Below are 23,928 nucleotides of genomic sequence, written 5' to 3' on the forward strand. Positions count from 1 at the left end.
ATGCAGGTACGTCACACCCCCCTGACCGCAGCCCTGCTCGCCACCGCACTCGCGCTGACGGCGTGCGGCCAGGGCGGCAAACCGGCGGCCGAGTCCGCCCCTCCCGCGCCGGGCTCGGCCGAGCTCACCATCACCACCCCGGCGGCCAAGGGCGAACTCGACAAGGTCACCTGGGACATCCCGTACGGCGAGCCCGCCACGCTCGACTGGGTGCGCTCCTACGCCTACCAGGAGAACACCGTCCTGGCCAACGTGTGCGAGAGCCTGCTGCGCCTCACGCCCGACTTCAAGGTCGTGCCCGGCCTGGCCGAGTTCGCCAATCCCACGCCGACGACCTGGACCTACACCCTCAAGCCCGGCCTGAAGTTCGCCAACGGCACGCCGGTCACCGTCGAGGACGTCGTCTTCAGCCTGCGCAGGGCCGCCGACCCCGAAGGCTCCTACTACTCCTCCTTCACCGGCAATGTCGACTCCGTCCAGGCCAGTGGCGACGACCAGGTCACCGTCACGCTCAAGAAGCCGGACTACAGCTTCAACTCCATGCTCGCCACCGCCATGGGCGTCGTCGCCGAGAAGAAGTACGTCGAGAGCAAGGGCAAGGAGTACGGCACGCCGGGCGGCGGCGTCTCCTGCGTCGGCCCGTACCGGGTGGCCGGATGGGAGAGCGGCCAGCAGATCACGCTGGAGCGCGTGGCCGACTACTACGACCCGGCGGGCGCGGCGAAGGTCAAGACCGTCGTGTTCAAGTTCGTCAGCGACCCGGCCGCGATCGTCAACGCCCTGCTGTCGGGCGAGCTCGACGGTACCTACCAGGTGCCGGTGCAGGGCCTGGACAAGCTGCGGGCGGCCGGATCTGGAACGCTCTACTCCGGACCCGGCGGCGAGGTGCAGTCGATCTACATCACCGGCCGCAAGAGCCCGCTGCACAACCCGAAGGTCCGCAAGGCCCTGCAACTGGCCATCGACAGGACGGCGATCGCCAAGTCGGTCTTCATGGGCACCGCCGTACCCACGGCCTCGATCGTGCCGCCGAGCGCGTGGGGATACGCCGAGGCGGAGCTGCGCGGGCTGAACATCGCCGAGGTGGACGGCGCGCCAGACCTGGAGGCGGCCAAGAAGCTGATCGCGGAGGCGGGCGACGTCTCCGGGACGATCATCATGGCCGCGGCGACGGACGACGGGCAGAGCGGCCAGATCGCGGCCGAGGTGCAGAGCGCGGGCGCCAAGCTCGGCCTGGACATCCAGATCAAGCCGCAGACCACCAACCAGATCATCCCGCTGTACTTCGACCCGAAGGCCCGCGAGCAGGTGAGCATGTGGTTCGCCCAGACCTACCTGGACGTGCCCGACCCGCTCAACGCCCTGCCCAGGCTGACCTCGACGGGAGGCGGCAGCAACTACTCCGGCTACAGCAACCCGGTCGTGGACAGGGAACTCGCCGCCGCCGTCGGGGCGGCCGACGAGGGCACGCGCGCCGGGCACGTGGCCGCCGCGGCCAAGGCGCTGGTCGACGAGGCGCCCGTGATCCCGCTCGCGCAGATGAACAACCACCTGTTCATGAACAAGCGGCTGACGGGCGCGCCCGCCTCCTTCTGCTACCTCTACTACCCGTGGGCCCGCGACCTCGGCGCGGCCTGAACCACCGGCCCCCGCGGCCTGTCGTCGCGGGGGCCTTCCCGAACGGAAGACTCCTCGACATGCACTCGCTCGATCCGTCGTCCGAAGACCTGTCCGCCCTGCTCACCGGTGTCGAGGCGCTCGTCACCGAGTACGTCGCCGCGGTCGGCTCGCTGCCCGTCGTGCCCTCGCTGCCGCGCGCCGAGCTCCGCGCCAGGTGGAGCGGGCCCGCGCCGGCCGCCGGAGCACCCGTCGCCGACCTGCTCGACGACTGCAGGGACCTGCTGTTCACGCATACCAGGCATCAAGGCCATCCCAGGTTCTTCGGCTACATCTCCTCCCCGGCCTCGCCCGTCGGCGCGGTCGGGGACCTGCTGGCCTCGCTGCTCAATCCGAACGTCAACAACGCGCTCGGCGCGCCCGGCCCCGTGCAGATGGAGCACACGGTGCTCGGCTGGCTGGGCGAGGCCGTCGGCTTCCCCGTCGGGACCGGACTGCTGACCAGCGGCGGCTCGATGGCCAATCTGAACGCCCTCTACGTCGCCACCCGGCAGGCCGCCGATCCCGGTGCGCACGGCATGCGGGGATCGCCGCGGATGGCGGTGTACGCCAGCGCCGAGGCGCACCACTCGATCGTCAAGGCGGCCGACGTGCTCGGCCTGGGGCGTTCGGCGGTCAGGTCGATCCCGGTCGACGAGTCCTTCCGCATGTCGCCTTCGGCGTTGCGGCTGGCCGTACGGGCCGATCTGGAGGAGGGGGTCGTCCCGGTGTGCGTCGTGGGCACGGCGGGGACCACGAACACGGGGGCGGTCGACCCGCTGGACGCCATCGCCGACGTGGCGGCCGAGCACGGGATGTGGTTCCACGTCGACGGGGCGTACGGCGCTCCGGCCAGGATGGACCCGGCCAGGAGCGGGCTGTTCGCGGGGATGGAGCGGGCCGACTCGCTGACCGTCGACGCGCACAAGTGGTTCTACGCGCCCGTGGACTGCGGCGTCCTGCTCTACCGCGACGGCGCGACGGCCAGGAGGGCGTTCGCCGAGGCCAGCCATGCCGACTACATCGACATGCCGTCGGGCACGGCGGCCGACGACGCGTTCGCGTTCTGGGACTACGGCATCGAGTTGAGCCGCAGGTTCAGGGCGCTGAAGCTGTGGCTGATGCTGAGGTACCACGGTATGGAGGCCATCGCGGGCGCCGTGCGGCACGACAACCTGATGGCCGGGGTGCTGGCCGCCAGGATCGAGCGGGAGCCGGAGCTTGAGCTGCTGGCCCCGGTGGAGCTCAGCACGGTCTGTTTCCGTGTCGTCGCGCCGGTGGCCGACCTGGACGCGCTCAATGAGCGGGTCATGGTCGCGGTGCAGCGCTCGGGTGCGGCCTTCCTGTCCCAGACCAGTGTGAACGGCCGCTACTCGCTGCGGATCTGTGTGACGAACTACCGCACCACGCAGGCGGACGCCGAGGCGGCGATCGATGCGGTGCTGGCTGCCTACAACGCAGTTGTCAACGCTATTGACATCGTTGCGGATCGGGCGACAGACTCGTGACCATGCCCGTGATCGATGTCCACACGCACATGGTCAGCGCCGCGTGGTTGTCCCTCCTGCACGAGCACGGACGACCGCGCCTCGACCACCAGGCGGACGACGTCTGGCTCGACGGGCGGCCGTTCATGTCCCTCACGCCCGGCATGCTCGACTACGAGCTGCGGATCAAGGACATGAACGAGGCCCGCGTCGATGTCGCGATACTCTCCCTTACCTGCCCGAATGTCTATTTCGGCGGCGAAGAGGTCGCCGTCCTGGCGGCCAGGACCGTCAACGACGAGTTCGCCGCCGCCCAGACCGCATGGCCCGACCGGATCAGGTGGCTGGCCTCGCTGCCGTGGGAGTACCCGGCGCGTGCGGTGCAGGAGCTCGACCGCTCACTCGCCGGGGGCGCCGTCGGCGTGATGGTGCTGGCGCAGGTGGCGGGCAGGCCGCTCACCGACCCGGCCTTCGCGCCCGTCTGGCAGGCCATCGACGCCCGCGGCCTGCCCGTGCTCGTGCATCCGGGCACACCGCCTCCCGGAGTGGGCAGCTTCGGGCTCGCCGCCACCGTGGGCTTTCCCATGGACACCAGTCAGGCCGTCGCCGACCTGATCTACTCCGGCTTCTTCTCCGCGCACCGGCGGCTGAAGATCGTCGCCGCGCACGGGGGTGGCGCGCTGCCGTACCTGGCCGGGCGGCTGGACGCCTGGTGGCAGGCCGGGCACGCGCGTGACGTGCTGGACGAGGCGCCCAGCGAGGTGCTGCGCAGGGTGTGGTTCGACGCGATCACCTATCGCCGCGACTCCCTCGACCTGTGCGTCTCGGTCGCGGGGCCGCAGAACGTGCTCTTCGGGTCCGACTACCCGCACCCCACCGGCGACATGGCCGGGATCCTCGCCCGCGTCGACGACCTGAAGGCCCGCGACGCCGTGCGCGGCGGCAACGCGGCACGCCTGTTCGACCTCTGAGACGCTGAAGAACGGAGACCCATGACCGACCTCCAGGCACTCATCGCCGACCTCGGTGACGTGCCCTACCTCGACGACGCGATGCGGGTGCGCCCCAAGAGCCGCGACAGGTTCGCCCAGAGCCCGATCCTGCGCGAACTGCTCAAGGACAAGTACGCCGAGATCATCATCTCCCCGCGCGACAAGGACGACCTGCGGGTGGCGGTCGCCGCCTGCGCCAGGCGCCGCGTGCCGATCACCGTACGCGGCGGCGGCACCGGCAACTTCGGCCAGGGCGTCCCGCTCAACGGCGGCGCCATCATCGACGTGACCGCCCTGGCAGGCGTGCTCTGGTACGGCCTGGGCAAGGTGCGGGCCCAGGCGGGCACCGTCATCGCCGACATCGACGACGCCACCAGGGGCGAGGGCTGGGAACTGCGCGTCCACCCCTCGACCAAGCGCACCGCGACCATCGGCGGCTTCCTGGCCGGAGGCCACGCGGGCGTCGGCTCGGTGCAGTACGGCATCATGCGCGACCGCGGCAACATCGCCGCCATCGAGGTGATGACGGTCGAGGAGGAGCCCAGGCTGATCGAACTGCGCGGTGCCGACGTCAACATCGTGCACCACGCCTACGGCTCCAACGGCATCATCACCGAGGTCGAACTGCCGCTGGCCCCCGCCTGGACGTGGAACGAACTCGTCGTCATGTTCCCCGACTTCGCCCAGGCCGCACGCTTCGCGGTCAAGCTGGCCAGCAGCGACGGCCTGCTGAAGAAGGTGGTCTCGCTGCACGCCTGGCCGCTGCCGACCTACTTCAGGCCGCTCGCCCCCTATGTCAGGGACGGGCACGCCATGGTGATGGCGATGGTCGCCCAGGAGTGCATGGAGCCGGTGCGCGACCTGGTCGCCGAGTGCGGAGGCGAGATCACCAGCGAGGCGCTCGAAGGCCAGGGCGACTACGGCTGCCCGATCTACGAGTTCACCTGGGGCCATGCCGGCACCCACTACCAGCGCCACGACCGCACGCTGACCGGGCTCATCGGCCTGTTCCCCCCGGCCGACCTGCTCGGCGCCATCGACCGCGTGCATGCCAACATGAGCGACGTCGGCCATCTCAACATGGAGTTCAAGCGCTTCGACGGCATGCTGTCCAGCCAGGGCTCGCCCGAGTTCCCCTTCCAGGGCGAGGAGCACATGGCCGAGGTCGTCAGGCGCCTGGAGGAGGAGGGCTGCCGCGTCGCCAACTCCCACACCTACGTGCTCGGCGCCGGAGGCATGAAGCCGATCGGCCCCAGGGAGATCGCCTTCAAGCACGACGTCGACCCCTACGACCTGCTCAACCAGGGCAAGGTCGACTACGGCAAGGGCGTGGCGGACGACGCCCCCTCGCTGCCGATCGCGGGCTGGTCCTACGAGCGGACCGGCTGATGGACGAAGGGCGGAGAGCGCCCGGCGCGCTGCGGGTCACCGGCCTGTCCGTCCAGGTCGCCGGACGGGCGATCATCAGGGAGCTCAGCCTGGAGGTCGCACCCGGCGAGGCGCTCGGCCTGGTGGGCGAGTCGGGGTCGGGCAAGTCCATGACGGCCAAGGCCATCGCCAGGCTGCTGCCCGAAGGCGCGAGCGCGAGCGGCTCGATCACCTTCGGCGGGCGTGACGTGCTCGGCCTGCGCGGCGCCGATCTGCGCGACTACCGGGTCAGGCAGGTCGCGATGGTCTTCCAGGACCCGCGCTCGGCCGTCAATCCGGTCAGGTCGATCGGCGACTTCCTCACCGAGTCGCTGCGGCTCAACCTCGGCCACGACCGGCGCAGCGCGGAGGAACGCGCCGTGCGGACGCTGCGCGAGGTCGGGATCGCCGACGGCGCCAGGCGGCTGCGGCAGTACCCGCACGAGCTGTCGGGCGGCCTGCTGCAACGCGTGATGATCGCCGGAGTGCTGCTGGCCGACCCCGCGCTCGTCCTGGCCGACGAGCCGACCACCGCACTCGACGTGACCACGCAGGAGGAGGTGATGGCGATCCTGGACGAGCTGCGCAGGGACCACGGCATGGCCATGATCTTCATCACGCACGACCTGGACCTGGCCGCCGCCATCTGCGACCGGACCGCGGTCATGTACTCGGGCTCGATCGTGGAGTGCGGCGGCTCGGCCGACCTGGAGAACGCGCCACGCCATCCGTACACGGCCGCGCTCATCGCCGCCAGGCCCGAGGTCACCCGCAGGCTGGACCGGCTGGCCGCCGTGCCCGGCCGGCCGATCTCGGCCTGGGAGGCGCCGTGCGGATGCGCGTTCTCCCAGCGCTGCGCCTATGCCGACGACCGATGCGGCCAGGAGCGCCCGCCACTCACCCACACCGGCGGCGGCACCGTGTCCTGCCACCGCGCGGGCGACCTGCTGGAGGTGCTCCGTGTCCACGGCTGAGCCCGGCCGCGTGGTGTCGGTCGCCGCCCTGCGCAAGGAGTACGGCCGGGCGACGGCCGTCGACGGCGTCTCGTTCGAGGTGCTCGAAGGCCACGCGCTCGGCATCGTCGGCGAGTCCGGCTCGGGCAAGTCGACGGTCGCCCGGATGATCGCCGGACTGATCCGCCCGACCTCGGGCCGGATCACGGTCGCGGGCCGGGACCGCTCGACCCCGGCCGGCCGCCCGCGGGAACGCAGGCGCAGGGGTCGTGAGCTGCAGATGGTCTTCCAGGACCCCTACACCTCGCTGTCGCCGCGCCACAGTGCCAGACGCTGCCTGGACGAGGCGCTGCGCCTGCACTTCACCCTGTCGCCGGAGGAGCGGGAGGCCAGGATCGACGACCTGCTGGCCCAGGTCGGCCTCGACGAACGCCAGAGCCGGGCGCTGCCCTCGGCCCTGTCGGGCGGGCAGTGCCAGCGGGTGGCCATCGCCAGGGCACTGGCCGTCGACCCGCGCGTCCTGGTGCTGGACGAGTCGGTATCGGCGCTGGACGTGTCGATCCAGGCGCAGATCCTCAACCTGCTGGACGAGATCAGGCGGGCCAGGAAGATCACCTACCTGTTCATCTCGCACGACCTGGGCGTGATCAGGCAGGCCACCGACGACGTCGTGGTGATGCGGCACGGCCGGATCGTGGAGCACGGCCCGACCGCCAGGGTCCTCGACGAACCGGCCGACCCCTACACCCGCGCACTGCGCGCCTCCGTGCCCCGCCGTGGCTGGAAGCCGGTACGGCGGGCCGCCTCGTGACGCTCCTGGAGATCACCGCGATCACCCCGGAGGCCGAAGGCGTGGTGTCGGTGACGTTCGACGGCTCCGGCATGCCCGCCTGGGAGCCGGGCGCCCACGTGACGCTCGACCTGCCGGGTGGCCTGGCCAGGCAGTACTCCCTGTGTGGCAGGCACGAGCACGACTACACGGTCGCGGTGCTCAGGGAGCCGGAGGGCAGGGGCGGTTCGCGCTTCGTGCACGACGGGCTGCGCGTGGGCGACCTGGTGAACGTCAGGGGCCCGCGCAACAACTTCCCGTTGGTCGCGGCGCCGTCCTATCTGTTCGTCGCGGGCGGCATCGGCATCACGCCGATCCTGCCGATGCTCGGCGCGGCGCAGGGGGAGTGGGAGTTGGTCTACGGCGGGCGCACGCGGGCTTCGATGGCCTTCGTCGAGCGGCTGCTGCCTTACGGGGAGCGGGTGCGGGTGCTGCCGCAGGACGAGTACGGGCTGCTCGACCTGGACTCCCTGCTGGACCTGCCCCGCGAGACCGTCGTGTACTGCTGCGGGCCGACGGCGTTGATCGAGGCCGTCGCCGCGCGGTTCGGGGGCGAGTTGCATGTCGAGAGGTTCGCGGGCACGCCGTTCGTGCCGGGCGATCCCTTCGAGGTGGAGTGCGTGCGGTCCGGCGTGGTGCTCAGCGTCGGGTCGGGCGAGTCGATCCTGGAGGCCGTCGAGGCGGCGGGGATCGCCTGGGACTACGACTGCCGTGACGGCACGTGCGGCACCTGCGAGACCAGGGTGCTCGGCGGCGTGGTCGAGCACCGCGACCATCTGCTCGGTCCGGCAGAGCGGGAGCGGTGCCTGCTGATCTGCGTGTCGCGTGCCGCCTGCGATCGGCTGGTGCTGGAGATCTGACGGTTCCCCGCGCGGGGCCGGTTTCGGCACGCCCATTGGTCAACAACGATGACAACATAGGAGACAACAATGTCGCCAGACCGAGGCGAGCTGGTCGCACGCGTGGCCGAACTCGGCCCCGCCTTCGCCGAGCGCGCCGTACGCTACGACCGCGACGCGACCTTCCCGCACGAGAACTTCGACGACCTGCGCAGACTCGGCTACCTCGGCCTGTGCGTGCCCGTCGAGCACGGCGGGCTCGGCGCGTCGTTCGCCGACTACGTCCGGGTGTCGGAGGAGATCGGCAGGCACTGCGGCGCCACCGCGCTCACCTTCAACATGCACACCGCGACCACCCTGTGGACCGGCGAGGTCGCCGATCTGCTCGACCTCGCGCCCGGCGACCGCGAGACGCACGACAAGCGCCGGGCCGAGCTGTACCGGGGCATGGTCGAGGAGGGCAGGATCCACAGCCAGCCGTTCTCCGAAGGACTCAATCCCGGCGCCACCGCGGGCGTCGCCACCAGGGCCGTGCCCGTCGAAGGCGGCTACCTGGTGACCGGTCGCAAGATCTTCGCATCGCTGTCGGGCGCCGCGCACTTCTACAACATCACCTGCCAGGTCGAGGGCGAGGACTTCATCCGCCTGCTCGGCGTGCCCGCCGACGCCGAAGGGGTGGAGATCGTCGGCTCGTGGGACCCGCTCGGCATGCGCGGCACCGTCTCGCGCACGCTGATCTTCAAGGACGCCTTCGTGCCCGCCGCCAACGAGTGGCTGCCGCCCGGCGCCTACGACCAGGCGGCCCGGCGCTTCCCGTTCCTGTTCATGTCGCTGGCGCCCTCCTATCTCGGGCTCACCGGGGGCATCCTCGACTTCACCAGGCGCTACCTGCGGGGCGAGGTGCCCGGCGCGCCTTCGGGCACGCGCAGGGACCTGCCGCAGAAGCAGTTCGGCTGGGCGCAGATGCAGCTCATGCACGAACGCTCGCGCGCCCTGCTCTACCAGGCGGCCGACTGCATGAGCCTCGATCCGTCGGAGGAGCACCTGGTCACCGCGTGGAGCGCCACGCTCACCGCCATGGAGACCGCCCCCGAGGTCGCCGCCCTCGCCATCCGCGTGTGCGGCGGGCAGTCGATGCTCAAGCACCTTCCGCTGGAGCGTATGTACCGCGACGCCAGGCTCGGCTCCACCATGCTCCCGTGGAGCGCCGAGGTCTGCCTTGACCGGCTGGGAGCGGCCCGGCTGTATTAGGGAGACCAGGTTTCTCCTGGATTCCGGTGACCGAAACGCCGCCTTGACCGCGATGGCACACCGACGTCAGCTCTTGCTGAGAGTCACCTGTCGTGGCTCATCGTGAGGGAGGCTGCGTGGACGTGCCGGGATGGGTATGGGCCTTCAGCGCGGTCTGCCTGGTGCTGGTGGCGCTGGCCGACTTCATCCTCGTGGGCGGGCCCAACGCCACCGAGCGCGGCGTGCTCATCGGCGTCGGCCTCTACGGCGGCATGGCGCTGGTGTTCGGGCTCGGCGTGCTGACCGCCTCAGGGGCCGGGCACGCCGCCGAGTTCCTGTCGGCGACGCTGGTGGAGTGCGCGCTCGGGCTGGACAACCTGGTGGCGTTCGGGCTGATCGTGACCAGGCTCGGCGTGCCCGAAGAGCGGCAGTACCGCATCCTGCTCGGCGGCATCCTGCTCGGCCTGCTGCTGCGCGCGTGTGTGGCCTTCGCCGGGCTCGAGGTGCTGGCCAGGTTCGCCTGGCCGGGCTTCCTGCTGGCGGGCGCGCTGTTCCTGGTGGCGTGGAAGCTGGCCCGCAAGGGGGAGATCTCGACGGCCGAAGGCACGCACAACTCGGCGATCCGCGTGCTGCGCCTGCTGACCGGGCCCGGCGGGCGTCAAGGGGGCAGGCGCTGGACGGCGCTGTCCGGTGTGGTGGTCCTGGCCGGGCTCGCCGTCGTCGACCTGGTCTGCTCGGCGGACTCGATGGCCGCGTTGCTGGGGCTGACGCGGGAGCCGTACCTCATCGTGGTGGCCGCTTGTTTCGCGTTGCTGATCCTGCGGCAGCTGCACTTCGTGCTGCGGGCGCTGATGGCGCGGCTGGTGCACCTGGATCTGGCACTGGCCGTGGTGTTGGCGCTGGTCGGGGTCAGGCATCTGTTGCTGGCGGCGCACGCCCAGGACTGGCGGGTGCCCGACGTGCCGGTCGGGGTGTGGCTCGGCGTCGTCGTTGTGGCCTTCGGGACGGTCGCTCTGGTCAGTGTGGCCAGGGCCAGGCCCGCTCTGGTGCCCGCCCTGCTGCGGGGCAGGCGCAGGACGGGCTGAGGGGGTCACGCTGCGTTTACATCCGGCTGGTCAGCTAGGCATGGCTGCCGAGTCACTGCTGGTCACCGGCATGGGCGATCTACTGTTGTGTACAGAGCGCGACGGTGGGGGAGTTCCTGCGGGGCTCTCCCCCTCTTCGGCCCCCACGCCAACGGAGAGATGCCCATGGACCACGCCGTACGCCCGATGCCCGACCTGTCCGACATCGCCTTCTGGAAGTTGCCTCGCCGTACCCAGCGTGACGGCCTCGCCGCCCTGCGCCGCCTCGGCAGGCCCCGCTTCTACGCCACGCCCAAGATCCCCCTCGTCCGCAGCGGCGCCGGATTCCACGCCCTGGTCCGGCATGCCGACATCGCCGAGGCCAGCCGCCTGCCCCAGGTGTTCAGCAGCGAGCCCAACGCCATCGTCCTGCCCGAACTGCCCGCCGTCCTGGCCCCCTACCTCGGCTCGCTGATCAACCTGGACGACCCCAGGCACGCCAAGCTCCGCCGTATCGTCTCCCGGGCGTTCAGCCCGCGCATGCTGGCCCGCATCGAGGCCGACATCGAGGCCACCGCACGACGCCTGGCGGCAGCCCTGGCCGCCAAGGGCGGGGGTGACTTCGTCGCCGAGGTCGCCGAGCCGCTGCCCATCGCGATCATCTGCTCGATGATGGGCATCCCCGAGTCCAGGCGGGCCGAGGTCGCCGCGCACACCGCGGTCGTGCTGGCCGGGCTCGACCCCGAGTACTTCGGCGGCGACGTCGGCGTAGGCACCCTGTCGTCGGCCAGGATGATCGGCCGTATCTACCGCTCGCTGACCGCACTGCACCGCATGGCGATGGGCGTGGCCAAGGCCAGGACGCGCGAGCCGCTCGACGACCTCGTCTCGGCCCTCGTCACCGCCAACGTCGACGGCGAGCGGCTGACCAGGAGGGAGGTCGGCTCGTTCTTCATCCTGCTCGTCATCGCGGGCAACGAGACCACACGCCACGCCCTCTCGCACGGGCTCAAGCTGCTCACCGACCACCCCGAGCAGCGCGAACTCCTGCTGTCGGACTTCGAACGCCACCAGCGCGCCGCCGTCGAGGAGATCCTGCGGATCGAGCCGCCCGCCCTGCAGATGCGCCGCACGCTCACCAAGGACCACATGCTGAACGGCCATCTGCTGCGCGCGGGCGAGAAGGCCTCCCTCATCTACCTGTCGGGCAACCACGACGAGAGCGTCTTCCCCGACCCCGAGACGTTCGACCTCACCAGGGAGTCGCACGACCACCTCAGCTTCGGCGGCCCCGGACCGCACTTCTGCCTCGGCGCGCACCTGGCCAGACAGGAGATCCGCCTCATGCTGCGCGAGCTGTTCACCCGCATGCCCGACCTGCGTTCCACCGGCGAGCCCGACTACCTGGTCTCGTACTTCATCAACGGCGTCAAACGGCTCGGCTGCCGGGCCTGACGGCAGGTCTCACAGGTAGCGGCGTCTCCACTCGGGCGCGACCCGCTGCCACTGCGCCTCGATCTCGCCGCCCGCGCTCATCCGGGCGCGCCGCCGTACCGCGAAGGCGGCGCAGCCGAAGGCGGTCATGATGGCGACCGCGCAGGCACGGGCGACGACACCGCCGGGCGACAGGGGCGCGGCGGTCATCTCGCCGGTGTCGCGCTCGGCCCAGATGAGGATCGTGCCGCCCGGCCTGGCGCTCTGGGCGGCGACGAGTTGCCCGCTGCCCGCCGCACCGCCGGGCGTCATCCACTCGGCGTCGAACGTCTTGGCCCACAGGCTCATCCCGCCGCCCTCGGCCGGGAGCTGGCGCAGCAACCTGGCCTCGACCTGCACGCGTCCGGCGCTCTCGCGTTCGGCCTGGTCGGACACCGTCAGATAGGTGCCGAGCCCCACGAGCAGGGCGATCACGAGCGGCAGCCCCAGCGCACGGCGGAGATCGGCTCCCGCCCTCCACTCCGTCATGGCGCAACTCCCGTGCTCGGTCGTCGGGCGTGGCGCCGACGCCTGGCCCTTAGCCGGTTCTTTCGCATCGCCGTGAGCGTTGTCAAGACTCCCGTGACGGTACGGCGAGTCGTCAGAGCTTGCGGGAGACGCCCTTCATCCAGTCGTCCTCCGGGCGGTAGCGCTGCCCGGGTCCGCGCCGGGTTCAGCCGGGGCAGCTACGCCGGTAGGGGCGTTCCGGTATGTGTTGCCGCCATTCCTGAGGGGTGAGCGAGCGGCCTGCCATGGCGCACACGGCCGGGACGAGGTCGGCCGGGAGGGACACCGTCCAGAGGTTGATCGACCGGTCGGCGCCCGAGGTGGCGAGGGTACGGCCGTCGGGGCCGAAGGCCAGCGCGACGACCGGGCCGGTGTGGCCGGTCAGGCGGGTGCCGATCATGCGGTGGGTGCCGCCGTCCCACAGCAGCGTGCCCTCGTCGACGGCCGTGGCGAAGGTGGAGCCGCCGGGCAGGAAGGCCACGTCGTGCACCTGTCCCGTGTGGGCGCTCAACGGCGGTTCCTTGGCCCGATGCCCGGCGGTGTCCCACAGGCGGGCGCCGTCGCCTCCGGCGGTGACGACGCTCGCGCCGTCGGGGGCGTAGGCGAGTGCGGTGATCGCGCGGTGATGGCCGACGAGCGGGGCTCCGGCGAGCCGGCGTGCGGCGGCGTCCCACAGGCGCAGTTGCCCGCCGTCGTCGCCGGTGGCGAGGGTACGGCCGTCGGGGCTGAAGGCGAGGGTGTTGACCGGTCCGGTGTGGCCGGTGAGGGCGGCGCCGATCGGGCGGTGGGTGGCGGTGTCCCAGAACCTGGCGGTGGAGTCGTCGCCTCCGGTGGCCAGGGTCCGGCCGTCGGGGCTGAAGGCGAGGGTGTTGACGGGACCGGTGTGGCCGGTGAGCGGAGGGCCGATCGGGCGGTGGGTGGCGGTGTCCCAGAGCCTGACGGTGGAGTCGTCGCCCGCGGTGGCCAGGACGAGGCCGTCGGGTGAGTAGGCGAGGGCGTTGACCCTGCCGGTGTGGCCGAGCAGCGGCCGACCGGCCGGTCGTCTCGTGGTCGCGCCCCACAGGCGCACCGCGCCGTCCGTGCCCGCCGTGGCCAGCAGGACGCCCCGGCGGTCGAACGCCATCGCGGTGACGAGATGGCCCGGCTGCAGGTACGCGGCCTCGATCGCACGGCGGGTGCGGCGCTCCCACAGGCGTGCGACGCCGCCCTCGCCCGCGGTGACGAGCATGCGGCCGTCGGGGCTCGCGGCCAGGGCGTTGATCGCGCTTCCGTCCCCGGTCAGCGGGGCCTCGAACGCCTCGTGCGTGCCGCCCTTCCACAGCAGGACGCTCGCGTCGCCGCCTGCCGAGGCCAGCATGTCCGTGCCCCTGAACAGCACGGCGTTGACCGGGCCGCCGTGACCGGTCATGGGCTTGCCACGAGGACGGCGAGTGAGGGCGTCCCACAGCCGTACGGCGCCGTCGTCGCTCGCGGTGGCGACGATGCTCTCGTCGAAGGCGAACGCGATGGAGTTCACCCGGCCGGTGTGCCCGTCCAGCGAGCCGAGCGCTCGGCCTGTCGCCGGGTCCCACAGCCGGGCGCGCCGGGAGTCGCCCGAGGCGAGCACGGCTCCGGACGTGCTGTACACGAGCGCGCTGACCGCGCCCCTGTGCCCGGTGAGCGGCTCGCCGACCGGCTCGCGGGTTGCGGTCGACCAGCGTATGACGACGCCGTCGCGCCCGCCGGTGGCCAGCGTGCGTCCGTCGGGCGCGTAGGCCAGCGAGCGCACCCCGCCCTTGTGGCCCCTCAGCGGCGCTCCGTCGAGGCGGCGGGTGGCCAGGTCCCAGAGCCTGACGCCGTCGGCGCCTCCGGTGGCGAGCACGCGCCCGTCCGGGCTGAAGGCGACCGCGTCGACGGGACCGCTGTGCCCGGCGAGCGGGACGCCGATCGGATGGCGCGTGCCCGCGTTCCACAGCCTGGCGGTGCCGTCCTCGCTGGCCGTGGCCACGGTCGTGCCGTCCGGGCTGAAGGCGACCGAGGTGATCGGCCCCGTGTGCCCGGCGAGCACGCCGTGCGCGGCCGAGGCCAGGGCGTTGAGCATCTGGTACCTGGCCTCCTGTGTGGGCGCGATACGCCAGGCGGTGACGGCCAGCAGTCCGGACACGACGGGGTCGGAGGCGGCCAGCCCTTCGCCGCGCATCGTCAGCAGCCGCGAGAGCACCTGGGCACCCTGCGCCTCGGCCTCGCGTGCCGCCCTGACGGCGAGCACGGCCGCGACCGAGGCGGTCAGCGCCAGCACGACCAGTGCGGCCACCGCCGCCCTGGCCAGCTCCGCCCGCCGCCTGCCCGCCCGTACGGCCTGCTCGGCCGCGCGTTGTGAGGCCGCGAGGAAGGCGTGCTCGGCGGGGGTCAGCTCGTCGGGTCCGGTCAGCAGGGCGTGGGCCGAGGCCAGGCGGGTGCCCTGGTAGAGCGCGTCGGCGGGGCGGCCGAGCTCCTGCCAGGCGGCGGTCGCCTGAGTGAGGCGCCGCTGCAGCCTGAGCAGCTCGCGCTCCTGCTCGATCCACTCCCGCAGCCGGGGCCAGGAGGCGATGAGCGCCTCGTGCGCGATCTCGACGGTGTCCTCGTGCAAGGTCACCAGCCTGGCCCCGGCCAGCCTCGCGATCACGAGCGCACTGTCGGGCGAGCCGCAGGACTCCAGCTCGTCGCGGTGGGCGGGCCTCCTGGTGTCGGGCGCGTCCGAGCCGGAGGCCCCCGAACCCGGACTGATCAGGCGCAGCACGATGCGTCTGGCATGCGCCGCCTGGCCGGGCGAGAGCGTCGAGTACACCTGTTCGGCGGTCGCGGCGATCGCGCCGTGCACGCCTCCGGCCCGTTCGTAGCCGTCGAGGGTGAGCAGCCTGGCGCGGCGGCGGCGCCAGGTCTCCAGCAGGGCGTGCGACATCAGCGGCAGTGCGCCCGGCTCCCCGTCGACGTCGTCGAGGATGCGCGCGCTCAACGCCCGTTCGACGATGAGACCGGCGGCCACGGCGGGCCCGACGACGGCCTCGCGCAGTTCCTCCCGGTTCATCGGGCCGACCAGCAGCCCGGAGGTACGCAGGGCGTCGCTCAGCGCACGGTGCTCGGCGCAACGCCCGTAGAAGTCGGCCCGCACGGCGACGACCACCCGTGTCGGGCCGGGCGTGAGCAACCGGTCGACGAAGGCCGTGCGCTCGGCCTGTGCGCACAGCGTGAACACCTCCTCGAACTGGTCGACGACCAGCAGGCCCGGCTGCCCGTCGCCGAGCAGGTCGACGTGCTCGCGCATCGGATGCTCGCCCGGCGTGACGACCCGGACCCCGGGCACCGGCGAGCCGAGCCGCCCGGAGGCGACGGCGGGCACCAGGCCGGCACGCAGCAGCGAGGTCTTGCCCGACCCCGAGGCGCCGAACACGGCGGCGAACCGGCTGCGCCTGACCAGGTCGAGCAGCTGCCCGACGACGCGTTCGCGCCCGAAGAAGCGGTCCTGGTCGCCGGTGTCGTAGGAGGCGAGACCCCGGTAGGGCGCCTTGGCGTCGTCCGCTCCCGGGGACCGGGGCCGTAGCGTCTGCTCCGAGGTCTCGCGCCAGCGTGCCTCCCATGTGCCGGCGTCGCCGCCGCAGGCCACCGCGTAGGCGAGGACGACGGGCAGCGAGCCGAGGCGCTCGCCCGCCGCGGCCTGGGAGAGCGTCGTGACCGAGTAGCCGGTCGCGGCGGCGAGCTCGCGATAGGTGGGGCCGCCCGCCTTCTTGCGCAGGGCGCGGAGCTCGGAGGCGAAACGTTGCGCCGGTCCCGCCTCGGGGTCCAGCGGGCTCTCGCTGCGGCCCACGATCCCTCCCAGCCCCTGGCTTGGCACGATATTTGGCGACATGTCATTGTTCGCCGTCGGCCGGGGACCTGCCAAACAAACGGGGGGCGACTACACATGATCGTGACGGTTGCGTCCAAGGCCGGGGCTGAGGCGGGGGCCGACCCGGACGCGGGCAACCGATCGGTGTCACCCACGCGACGGGCCGGAGGGCGAGATCGCCCCCCGGCCCGTCAGACGTCCGGATCGTCAGCGCTCGTAGCGCGTGATCGTCTTGAGGGTCTTCTTCTCATGAGGGATCTTGATCTTCACCTTGGTCCGGCACTTCGGGTCCTTGCTGCCCGTGCGGCAGTTGGAGCCCTCGACGGTGACCGGGTTGTGCAGCGTCATGTCGCCCGCGCGCTTCTTGAACACCGTCACCGAGTACGTGATGACCGCCTTCTTGCCCGGCGCCAAAGTGGCCTCCCAGATGAGGAACGGGCGCTGGAACGACAGGGTGCCGACGTTCACCTTGAGGTCGCGGTTGAAGCGGGAGTCGTCGAGCACACGGGTCAGGTCGTCCTTGAGCGAGACCCGCTGCGCCGAGGCGCCCCGGTTGACGACGGTGAGCCGGTAGCGCAGGGTCGAGCCGGGGCCGGGCTTCTTCTTGACGCTCACCTGCTTGTGCACGTGGACGTCGCGCACCGGTGGCCTGACGATGTTCTGCTCGGTACGGCACTCCGGCTTGGCCCCGCCGGCGCAGTTGGACTGCGGCACCCGTACGACATTGCGCATGCGAAGGTCGCCGCTCAGCGGCTTGCGCACGGTGACCGAGTAGGTGATCGTCGCGGTCGCGCCGGTCTCCAGGTCGCCGGTCCAGGAGACGGTCGGCTCGGTGTAGGAGGCGGTGCCGATGTCGGCGCTCTGGTCGTTGTTGAACACGGCGTCGTCGAGCACGCCGGTCAGGTCGTCGGTCATGGTGGCCCCGGCGACGGCGTCGGCCCCGACGTTCTGGATCGTCACCGTGTAGGAGACCTTCTGCCCGGCCTTGGGGTTGTCCGGGGTCGCGGACTTGCGCACGATGAGCCTGGGCACCTTCAGTTCGACCGTGCACCGCGCGTCGCCGGGCGTGGGCGGCGGGCAGTTGTTGCCCGGTGTGGTCGAGGTGACGAGGTTCTTCAGCAGCAGGTCGCCGGTCGGCGGGTCGTCGACGGTGACGGAGTAGGTCACGGTGACCGTGGCGCCGCCCGGCACGTCGCCGGTCCAGGACACGATCGGCTCGGCGTAGCTCACGGTGCCGGAGGTGGCGCTCTGGTCGTTGTTGTAGACGGCGGTGGCGTTCAGCACGTTGGTCAGGTCGTCGCTGAAGTTCACCCCGGTGTAGGCGGCCGTCGAGGGGTTGGTGACCTTGACGGTGTAGGTGACCTTGCCGCCGGGCATCGGGTTCGCGGGCGAGGCCGTCTTGACGATGACGATGTCGGCCACCGGTGTCCTGGCCGTGGCCTGGACGGTGGTGGGGTCGGCGGGAAAGTCGTTACCGGTGTAGGCGGCGGTGGCGGTGTTGACGACCGTGGTCCCGGCCGAGGCCTCCTCCAGCTTCACCCGGAAGGTCATGCTCGTGCTCTCGCTTGGCACCAGCCTGCCTCCGGCCGAGGCCGTCGCGCCCGTGCCCAGTCTGAAGGTCACCGTGCCCGCCCCGAAGTCGCCCTGGTCGTCGCCTGCCGCGTCGGTCTTGGCGCCGCTGTTGGGGCCGGAGGCGACGGTGAGGCTGCCTGGCACGTAGGTGGTGTTGGCCGGGATCGGGTCGGTGAGCACGACGTCGATCGCGTCGTCCGGTCCCTCGCTGGTCGCGGTGATCGTGTACTCGACCTCGGCGCCGGGCTGCGCGGAGCCGCCGCCGACGACCTGGGCGGTCTTGGTGAGGGTGACCTCGGGCTCGTTCAGGTCGATCTGCGTGTACAGCGCGTGCGGGAAGTAGGTGTCGCCCACCGTCCTGAACGTGACCGCCGCCGAGGTGTCGTCGTTGCGGAAGGCGGAGGAGGCGTTCTCGAAGTCGGTGTCGTAGCCCAGCGTGTTGAAGTACGCCGGGTCGCGGTCGGTGTCGCGCACGCCGCCCGTCGAGATGGAGGAGTTGAAGAAGTTGTCGGCCGGGTTGGCCGCGTCCGACAGTGTGGTGAGCGGCCCGTTGGTGGTCTGCACCAGCATCGAGTCGCCGATGAGGTCGAAGTCGCCGTCATAGGCGATCGAGCCGAGACGGCCGTTGACGGCGCCGTTGATCGGCGTCTGGAAGCCGCTGATGTTGATCGTCGTGTCGGGTGCGTTGAGGAACTGCGCCACGAACCCGTCGAAGAAGGAGATGTTGCGCAGCGGTTCGCTCTCCAGCTTGTAGGCCACCACGACGCTCCAGCCGCCGAACGCGCCCAGGCTGTCGAAGCCCCGCGCGGTCTGCAGGTCGGCCACCGTGTACGTGCCCGTGCCCGCCGCCTTGACCTGGGCGGTCACATCGGCCGACGCGCCGTACATGAGGCCGGGGCTGTCGGCCGGGTTGATGTGCGGGGTGTCGCCGATGTCGGCGGGCAGTGCGGTGACGGTCTCGTAGGAGCCGCCGGGCACCTTCAGCCGTACCTGGTTGTTCGCGGTGAAGTCGGGTGCGAGGTTGTTGCCCGCGGGCAGGCCGGGCGTCTCGTTCAGGGTCTGCTGCCTGCCGCCCCAGTACAGCCTGGCGATCTGGATGTCGGCGCCCGGCGGGATGGTGAGGTCGGCCGTGCTGGAGTTGAAGGTGGCGGCGTCGCCGTCGACGTCGACGAACGTCGCGGCGATGCCGTTGTTGCCCGCGCCGTCCCGGTAGGCCAGGCAGTCGGTGGAGGCGGGCGGGTAGCAGGTCGTCACCGCGTTGCCCGCCTTGGCGATGGCGCCTCTGTAGGTGTCGACATAGCGCTGGGTGAAGGGTAGTTGCGCACGCAGGGCCCGCGTGGCCGCCTGCTGCGACTCGGGCCTCCAGTCGGCGCCTGGCCCGGCCTCGATCGCGATCCGGCGTTCCGGTTGGACGGGCTCGGCATGAGCCGTCGGCGTCCCCAAGGACGCGTAGAGGAGTGAGGCGCTCAGCACCCCACACCACAAGGTCTTCCCCCGCACTGCGGTACCTGTGCTTTCTTGTCGATCGGATCTGATCGGGGGGAGCGTCCGGTGTCTTCGCGGGCCGTCAGGGCGCCGTCGTGACCGTCACGGTCGTCGTGCACGCGGCCGGGGCGCGTCCGGCCGCCGTCCGCTGGGCCGGGCCGATCGGCGGCACCGGCGGGCGCGGGTCGCCGCAGTTGTTGTCCTTGGTCGAGGAGACGATCGTGCTGATCATCTTCTTGTCCGCGCTCTGGGGAGCAGGGGAGCGCGCGGTGAAGGAGAACGTCACGGTCACGCTCTCGCCGACCGCGAGCGGCCCCTCCCAGAGCAGGCCGTCCTTGCCGTCCCTGGGCTGGACGGCGGCCACGCCGGTGGTGGCCGCGATGTCGTCGTTGTAGGTCGCGTCGTCGACGACACCCTCGAAGGCGTGGAAGAACCAGGCGAAGGCGCTGCCCTCCTCGTTGACGAAGGGCGCCGGGCCCTTGTTGACCGCGGTGACCGTGTAGGTGGCCTTCTGGCCCGGCGCGAGCGTCGTCCTGTCGACGGCCAGGCGGATGTCCAGCACCGAAGGCGCCGCCTCGGCGCTCACTGGCTGCCCGCCGCCCGTGCTGAGTACTGCGGCGACCAGACAGGCGCCGAGCGCCCTGCCTGCCCCCTGCGTCAAGAGCTTCACTGTTTCCCCCGAAGATCGACTGATCGCGGGATGTGTCCCCGTTGTGTACGGCAGGCAAGCCCCTGACCTGGGCAGAAGATGACATCCGGTCGGCAGGGACGGCCTCGCTGACGGACATACCGGCATATCGCCGACCGGATCGGCCGCAGGGAAGCGCAGTGCTTACACATCCGTGTTTCTTGCAGGCTTTCGTCAGGGCCGAGATCGGTGACGCAGAGTGACATGACCATGGGAGGGGTGTGAGGGGAGAGGCGAGTGGGGGCTCCAGCCAGCCAGAAAGCTTCACAGATGTCAGAGCATGCTTGTGAAGATCGCTCCAGGTGATCAAAAAGTCGCTCAAAGTGTCAGATTTCGGGCATAACACGGGCCCCATCTCGTCCGGATATAACGGATTTCCACCGACAAGCACGGACCCTTGCGACGCGACCCAGAGCTACGGAAGGATCACCCAATCGAACGCTCGCCTGTGTGTGCATCCCGCTTGGCCAGGCTTGCGGCCGGCCCCCCGGGTATCGGCGAGTGACAACGTCTGGAGGCTGTCGTGAACCCACAGGAGAGCATCGACCGGTTCGGTTACCGACAGGAGTTACGGCGCGGCATCGGACTGACCGATCTGGTGTACTACGGCCTCATGTTCATGGTGCCGATCGCACCCTTCGCGATCTTCGGCACAGTGTATTTCACCTCAGGCGGTATGCCGGTCATGGCATACATCGTGGGTGTGGTGGCGATGCTGTTCACCGCCATGTCCTACGCGCAGATGGTCAAGGCCTTCCCGCTCTCCGGATCGGTCTACAACTACGCGGGCCGTGGCATCGCGGCGCCGGTCGGCTTCATGACCGGCTGGGCCATCCTGCTCGACTACCTCCTGGTGCCGAGCCTGCTGTACCTGGTCGCCTCGATCGCCATGAACGCCTCGCTGCCCGCCGTACCCGTGTGGGTCTGGGTGATCGTGTTCGTGAGCATCAACACGGCGATCAACCTGCGGGGCACCCGGGTGACGATGAAGCTCACCAGGGTGATGATCATCGCCGAGCTGGTGGTGCTCGCGCTCTTCGTGCTCGCCGGTGTCTACGCGCTGCTGCAGGGCAAGGGGCAGGGCTTCAGCCTCACGCCGCTGTTCAACTCCGAGACCTTCACCTGGCAGGTCGTCTTCGCCGCGGTGTCGATCGCGGTGCTCTCCTTCCTCGGGTTCGACGGCATCAGCATGCTGGTGGAGGAGTCGACGGGTGGCTCGGCCCAGGTCGGCAGGGCCATGCGCATCGCGCTGATCCTGGCGGGACTGCTGTTCGTCGTGCAGGTGTGGGTGGCCGCGCTGCTGGTGCCCGATCCGGCGGCCCTGCTGGCCGAGGACAAGGGCACCGCCTTCTACGACGCCGCAGCCGTCGCGGGCGGGGAGTGGCTGCGTCAGATCACCTCGACCGCGACCGCCGTCTCGTGGGGCGTCGCCAACACCCTCGTCGCGCAGGTCGCCGTCTCGCGCCTGCTGTACGCCATGGCCCGTGACCGGCAGCTGCCCTCCTTCCTGGCCAAGATCTCGGTCAAGAACTCGGTGCCCGCCAACGCCATCGTGTTCATCGCCGTGCTGTCGACCGGGCTCGGCCTGTGGATGTCGCTGCGCGAGGACGGTGTCAGCCTGCTCGGCAGCCTGATCAACATGGGCGCGCTCGTCGCCTTCGTCGTGCTGCACATCTCCGTCATCGTGCACTACGTCGTCAGGCAGCGTTCGACCGAGCTGTGGGCACATCTGATCGCGCCGATCATCGGCATGGCGATCCTGATCTTCGTCGTGATCAACGCCAATATCCTGGCGCAGATGGTCGGCCTGATCTGGCTCGGCCTCGGCATTCTCGTCCTGGGCCTTCTCTACGCCGTCGGCAGGCCCCCGACCCTGCAGAAGGTCGCCATGAAAGAGAGGATGTGACCGGCTCCATGGATCAACTGCCGCTCTACCAGGACCTGTTCCTCATGTGTCACCACGAGTCCGGTAAGCCGCTGATCCACCAGCCGTCGATGGCCCTGGGACTGGCCGGAGCGGTGCTGATCGAGCTGGTCCTCAGCGAGCGTGTCGCCCTCGCCGCCCGTGGCCGTGCTGTGGTCACCGACCACAGCCGCACGGGCGACGCGCTCGCCGACGGGCTGCTCACCTTGATCGTTCAGGACCGCGCCGACAGGGACGTCGAGTTCTGGATCAAGAAACTCGCGGTCGACATCTACGACCGCACCCGTAAGCAGCTGGTCGCCTCGGGCATCCTGGTGGCCGTGAGCAGCCGTCGTCTCGGCGTGCTGCCCTACACGCGTTACGAGCTCGCCGACATCACCTCCAGCGTGCGGGCCTCGGCGAAGGTCCGCTCGGCGGCCAACGGCCGTACCCAGGCCGATGCCAGGTGTGCCGCGCTGTGCGGCCTGGTCGCCGTGCTGCAGGTGGAGGCCGAGCTGTATGTCGACCAGTCGTCCGGCCAGCTCATCGGCCGCCTTCGTGGCATCGCGGCCGAGCACTCGCCGGTGCTGAGGGACCTCGTCGCCCTCGTCGACACGATGGTCAGGGAGGCCGCCGTGGCCGTGTTCCGCTGACGTACTTCTTCCCGGTAAGGGTGACTTGCGGCCTATCGCGTGATTCGATGATCGAAACGTTGCGCGACCTCCCTTGAGCTGAGGAGGGAAGATGGCCGGCACCCTGGACGCACAGGGCCTGCGACCGCTCGGCGACCGGGAGCGTCAGCTCGCCCCCGACCTGGCCAGAGGGGTCATGCTCGCCCTCATCGCCGTCGCCAACTCCGCCATCTACCTGTACGGCAGGCCCTACGGCATCAGGCAGCACACCGTCGAGCACGATCTGCTCGACCGTGTGGTGGCCGCGGTGAGCCTCACGGTCGTGGACGCGCGGGCCTACCCGATGTTCGCCGCGCTGTTCGGCTACGGCATGGTCTGCATCTGGAAGCGTCGCACGAGCGACGAGCAGGGCCTGCGTGTCCTGGAGCGGCGCAGCTGGGCCCTGCTCACCTTCGGCGCACTGCACGGCACGCTGCTGTTCTCCGGCGACATTCTCGGTCTGTACGGGCTGATCGGCCTGGCCGTCTGCAGGCTGCTGCGCGTGCGCGACCGCACGCTGCTCGTCCTCGCCGCGCTCTGGCTGGTGCCCGTCGCGGTGTCCACCGCACTGATCTACAGCACGCCGGAAGGCACGCCGTACCGGTCGTTCTTCTGGTCGTTCACGATGAGTGATCCGCTGGCGGCGCTGGGCTCGCGGCCGCTGGAGTGGCTGATGACGCCGTTCGGGATGCTGGGGGTGTTCAGCGCGGTGCTGGTCGGCGTGTGGGCGGGGCGCAGGGACGCGCTGACGGCGGGCAGGGGGCTCGGCCGGGTGGCGTTCTGGGGCATCCTGGCCGGCACGCTCGGCGGGTTGCCGGTCGGGCTGATCGGCGGCGGGTTCCTGGTCGTGCACGTGCCGGTCGAGATCATGGCGGTCAACGCCGTGCACGTGGTGAGCGGCATCACGGGCGGCCTCGGCTATGCGGCGCTCATCGGCGTGCTGGCCCGGCGCATCGGCGCGAGGCGCGGCCCCGTCGTCACCGCGCTCGCGGCCTGCGGCCAGCGCTCGCTCACCTGTTACCTGCTGCAGTCGGTGCTGTTCGTCGCCCTGCTGTCCCCGTACGGCGCCGCACTCGGCGGCAGGCTGGGCGCGGCGGCCACGGCCGCACTGGCGATCGGCGCGTGGGCGGTCACGGTGGTGGCGGCCGAGACGATGCGCAGGGCCGGATCGAGGGGCCCGGCCGAATGGCTGCTGCGACGGGTGACCTATCGCAAGGGCGGTTGAGCCGCCGCACACACGGGTCTGTCGGTGATGTTCAGGACGAGTCGCCTTTTGATCACGGCGTCCGGCCCGTTGCGGGTGCCCGTTATGGGCGAACGGTGTGGGA

Annotated in this window: 17 protein-coding genes; 13 read left to right on the forward strand and 4 right to left on the reverse strand. The window is 70.8% G+C overall.

The window, feature by feature from the left end; translation table 11 throughout:
* From ACTWNK_RS05270 to ACTWNK_RS05315, 10 genes are all read left to right on the forward strand, one after another.
* Positions 1-1,638: an ABC transporter substrate-binding protein gene (locus ACTWNK_RS05270; protein WP_474302377.1), complete on the forward strand. Its 1,638-nt coding sequence runs from the start codon at positions 1-3 to the stop codon at positions 1,636-1,638.
* A 59-nt stretch (positions 1,639-1,697) separates the two neighbouring features.
* The gene (locus ACTWNK_RS05275; protein ID WP_474302378.1) at positions 1,698-3,164 is read left to right on the forward strand and encodes a pyridoxal phosphate-dependent decarboxylase family protein; all 1,467 of its coding nucleotides are present in this window, start codon (positions 1,698-1,700) and stop codon (positions 3,162-3,164) included.
* Between the two features lie 2 nt (positions 3,165-3,166).
* Positions 3,167-4,114, forward strand: coding sequence for an amidohydrolase family protein (locus ACTWNK_RS05280; protein ID WP_474302379.1), 948 nt, complete (start codon positions 3,167-3,169; stop codon positions 4,112-4,114).
* 21 nt (positions 4,115-4,135) lie between these two features.
* Positions 4,136-5,524 (forward strand): FAD-binding oxidoreductase, encoded by a 1,389-nt coding sequence (locus ACTWNK_RS05285; protein WP_474302380.1) that lies wholly within the window; start codon positions 4,136-4,138, stop codon positions 5,522-5,524.
* A complete protein-coding gene (locus ACTWNK_RS05290) occupies positions 5,524-6,516 on the forward strand; it encodes an ABC transporter ATP-binding protein (RefSeq protein WP_474302381.1) in 993 nt (330 codons plus the stop codon). Before ACTWNK_RS05285 ends, ACTWNK_RS05290 begins: the two co-directional genes overlap by 1 nt.
* Positions 6,503-7,306, forward strand: a complete 804-nt coding sequence (locus ACTWNK_RS05295; RefSeq protein ID WP_474302382.1) for an ABC transporter ATP-binding protein — start codon at positions 6,503-6,505, stop codon at positions 7,304-7,306. The genes ACTWNK_RS05290 and ACTWNK_RS05295 overlap by 14 nt, the downstream gene beginning before the upstream one ends.
* The gene (locus ACTWNK_RS05300; protein WP_474302383.1) at positions 7,303-8,184 is read left to right on the forward strand and encodes a PDR/VanB family oxidoreductase; all 882 of its coding nucleotides are present in this window, start codon (positions 7,303-7,305) and stop codon (positions 8,182-8,184) included. Before ACTWNK_RS05295 ends, ACTWNK_RS05300 begins: the two co-directional genes overlap by 4 nt.
* Positions 8,185-8,253: 69 nt before the next feature.
* On the forward strand, positions 8,254-9,414 hold the full coding sequence (locus ACTWNK_RS05305) for an acyl-CoA dehydrogenase family protein (RefSeq protein ID WP_474302384.1): 1,161 nt from the start codon (positions 8,254-8,256) through the stop codon (positions 9,412-9,414).
* 116 nt (positions 9,415-9,530) lie between these two features.
* Positions 9,531-10,478, forward strand: coding sequence for a TerC family protein (locus ACTWNK_RS05310; RefSeq protein WP_474302385.1), 948 nt, complete (start codon positions 9,531-9,533; stop codon positions 10,476-10,478).
* A 159-nt stretch (positions 10,479-10,637) separates the two neighbouring features.
* A complete protein-coding gene (locus ACTWNK_RS05315; RefSeq protein ID WP_474302386.1) occupies positions 10,638-11,912 on the forward strand; it encodes a cytochrome P450 in 1,275 nt (424 codons plus the stop codon).
* A gap of 9 nt (positions 11,913-11,921) precedes the next feature.
* Here the strand turns inward: ACTWNK_RS05315 and ACTWNK_RS05320 are convergent, their stop codons facing one another.
* From ACTWNK_RS05320 to ACTWNK_RS05335, 4 genes are all read right to left on the reverse strand, one after another.
* Positions 11,922-12,419, reverse strand: coding sequence for a hypothetical protein (locus tag ACTWNK_RS05320; RefSeq protein WP_474302387.1), 498 nt, complete (start codon positions 12,417-12,419; stop codon positions 11,922-11,924).
* A 184-nt stretch (positions 12,420-12,603) separates the two neighbouring features.
* A complete protein-coding gene (locus ACTWNK_RS05325; protein ID WP_474302388.1) occupies positions 12,604-16,260 on the reverse strand; it encodes an nSTAND1 domain-containing NTPase in 3,657 nt (1,218 codons plus the stop codon).
* A 228-nt stretch (positions 16,261-16,488) separates the two neighbouring features.
* On the reverse strand, positions 16,489-19,326 hold the full coding sequence (locus ACTWNK_RS05330; protein ID WP_474302389.1) for a DUF7927 domain-containing protein: 2,838 nt from the start codon (positions 19,324-19,326) through the stop codon (positions 16,489-16,491).
* A 94-nt stretch (positions 19,327-19,420) separates the two neighbouring features.
* Positions 19,421-19,999, reverse strand: coding sequence for a DUF7927 domain-containing protein (locus ACTWNK_RS05335; protein ID WP_474302390.1), 579 nt, complete (start codon positions 19,997-19,999; stop codon positions 19,421-19,423).
* A gap of 550 nt (positions 20,000-20,549) precedes the next feature.
* On the opposite strand from ACTWNK_RS05335, the gene ACTWNK_RS05340 reads away from it, so the two are divergent.
* The 3 genes from ACTWNK_RS05340 to ACTWNK_RS05350 all read left to right on the forward strand — a co-directional run bounded on the left by ACTWNK_RS05340 (position 20,550) and on the right by ACTWNK_RS05350 (position 23,825).
* Positions 20,550-21,932 carry an APC family permease gene (locus ACTWNK_RS05340; protein ID WP_474302391.1) on the forward strand — a complete coding sequence of 461 codons (1,383 nt, stop codon included), beginning with the start codon at positions 20,550-20,552 and terminating at the stop codon, positions 21,930-21,932.
* 8 nt (positions 21,933-21,940) lie between these two features.
* On the forward strand, positions 21,941-22,582 hold the full coding sequence (locus ACTWNK_RS05345) for a GOLPH3/VPS74 family protein (RefSeq protein WP_474302392.1): 642 nt from the start codon (positions 21,941-21,943) through the stop codon (positions 22,580-22,582).
* 91 nt (positions 22,583-22,673) lie between these two features.
* Positions 22,674-23,825 carry a DUF418 domain-containing protein gene (locus tag ACTWNK_RS05350; protein ID WP_474302393.1) on the forward strand — a complete coding sequence of 384 codons (1,152 nt, stop codon included), beginning with the start codon at positions 22,674-22,676 and terminating at the stop codon, positions 23,823-23,825.
* The last annotated feature ends 103 nt before the right edge of the window (positions 23,826-23,928 follow it).

Source organism: Nonomuraea sp. IBHARD001 (genome assembly GCF_056106265.1).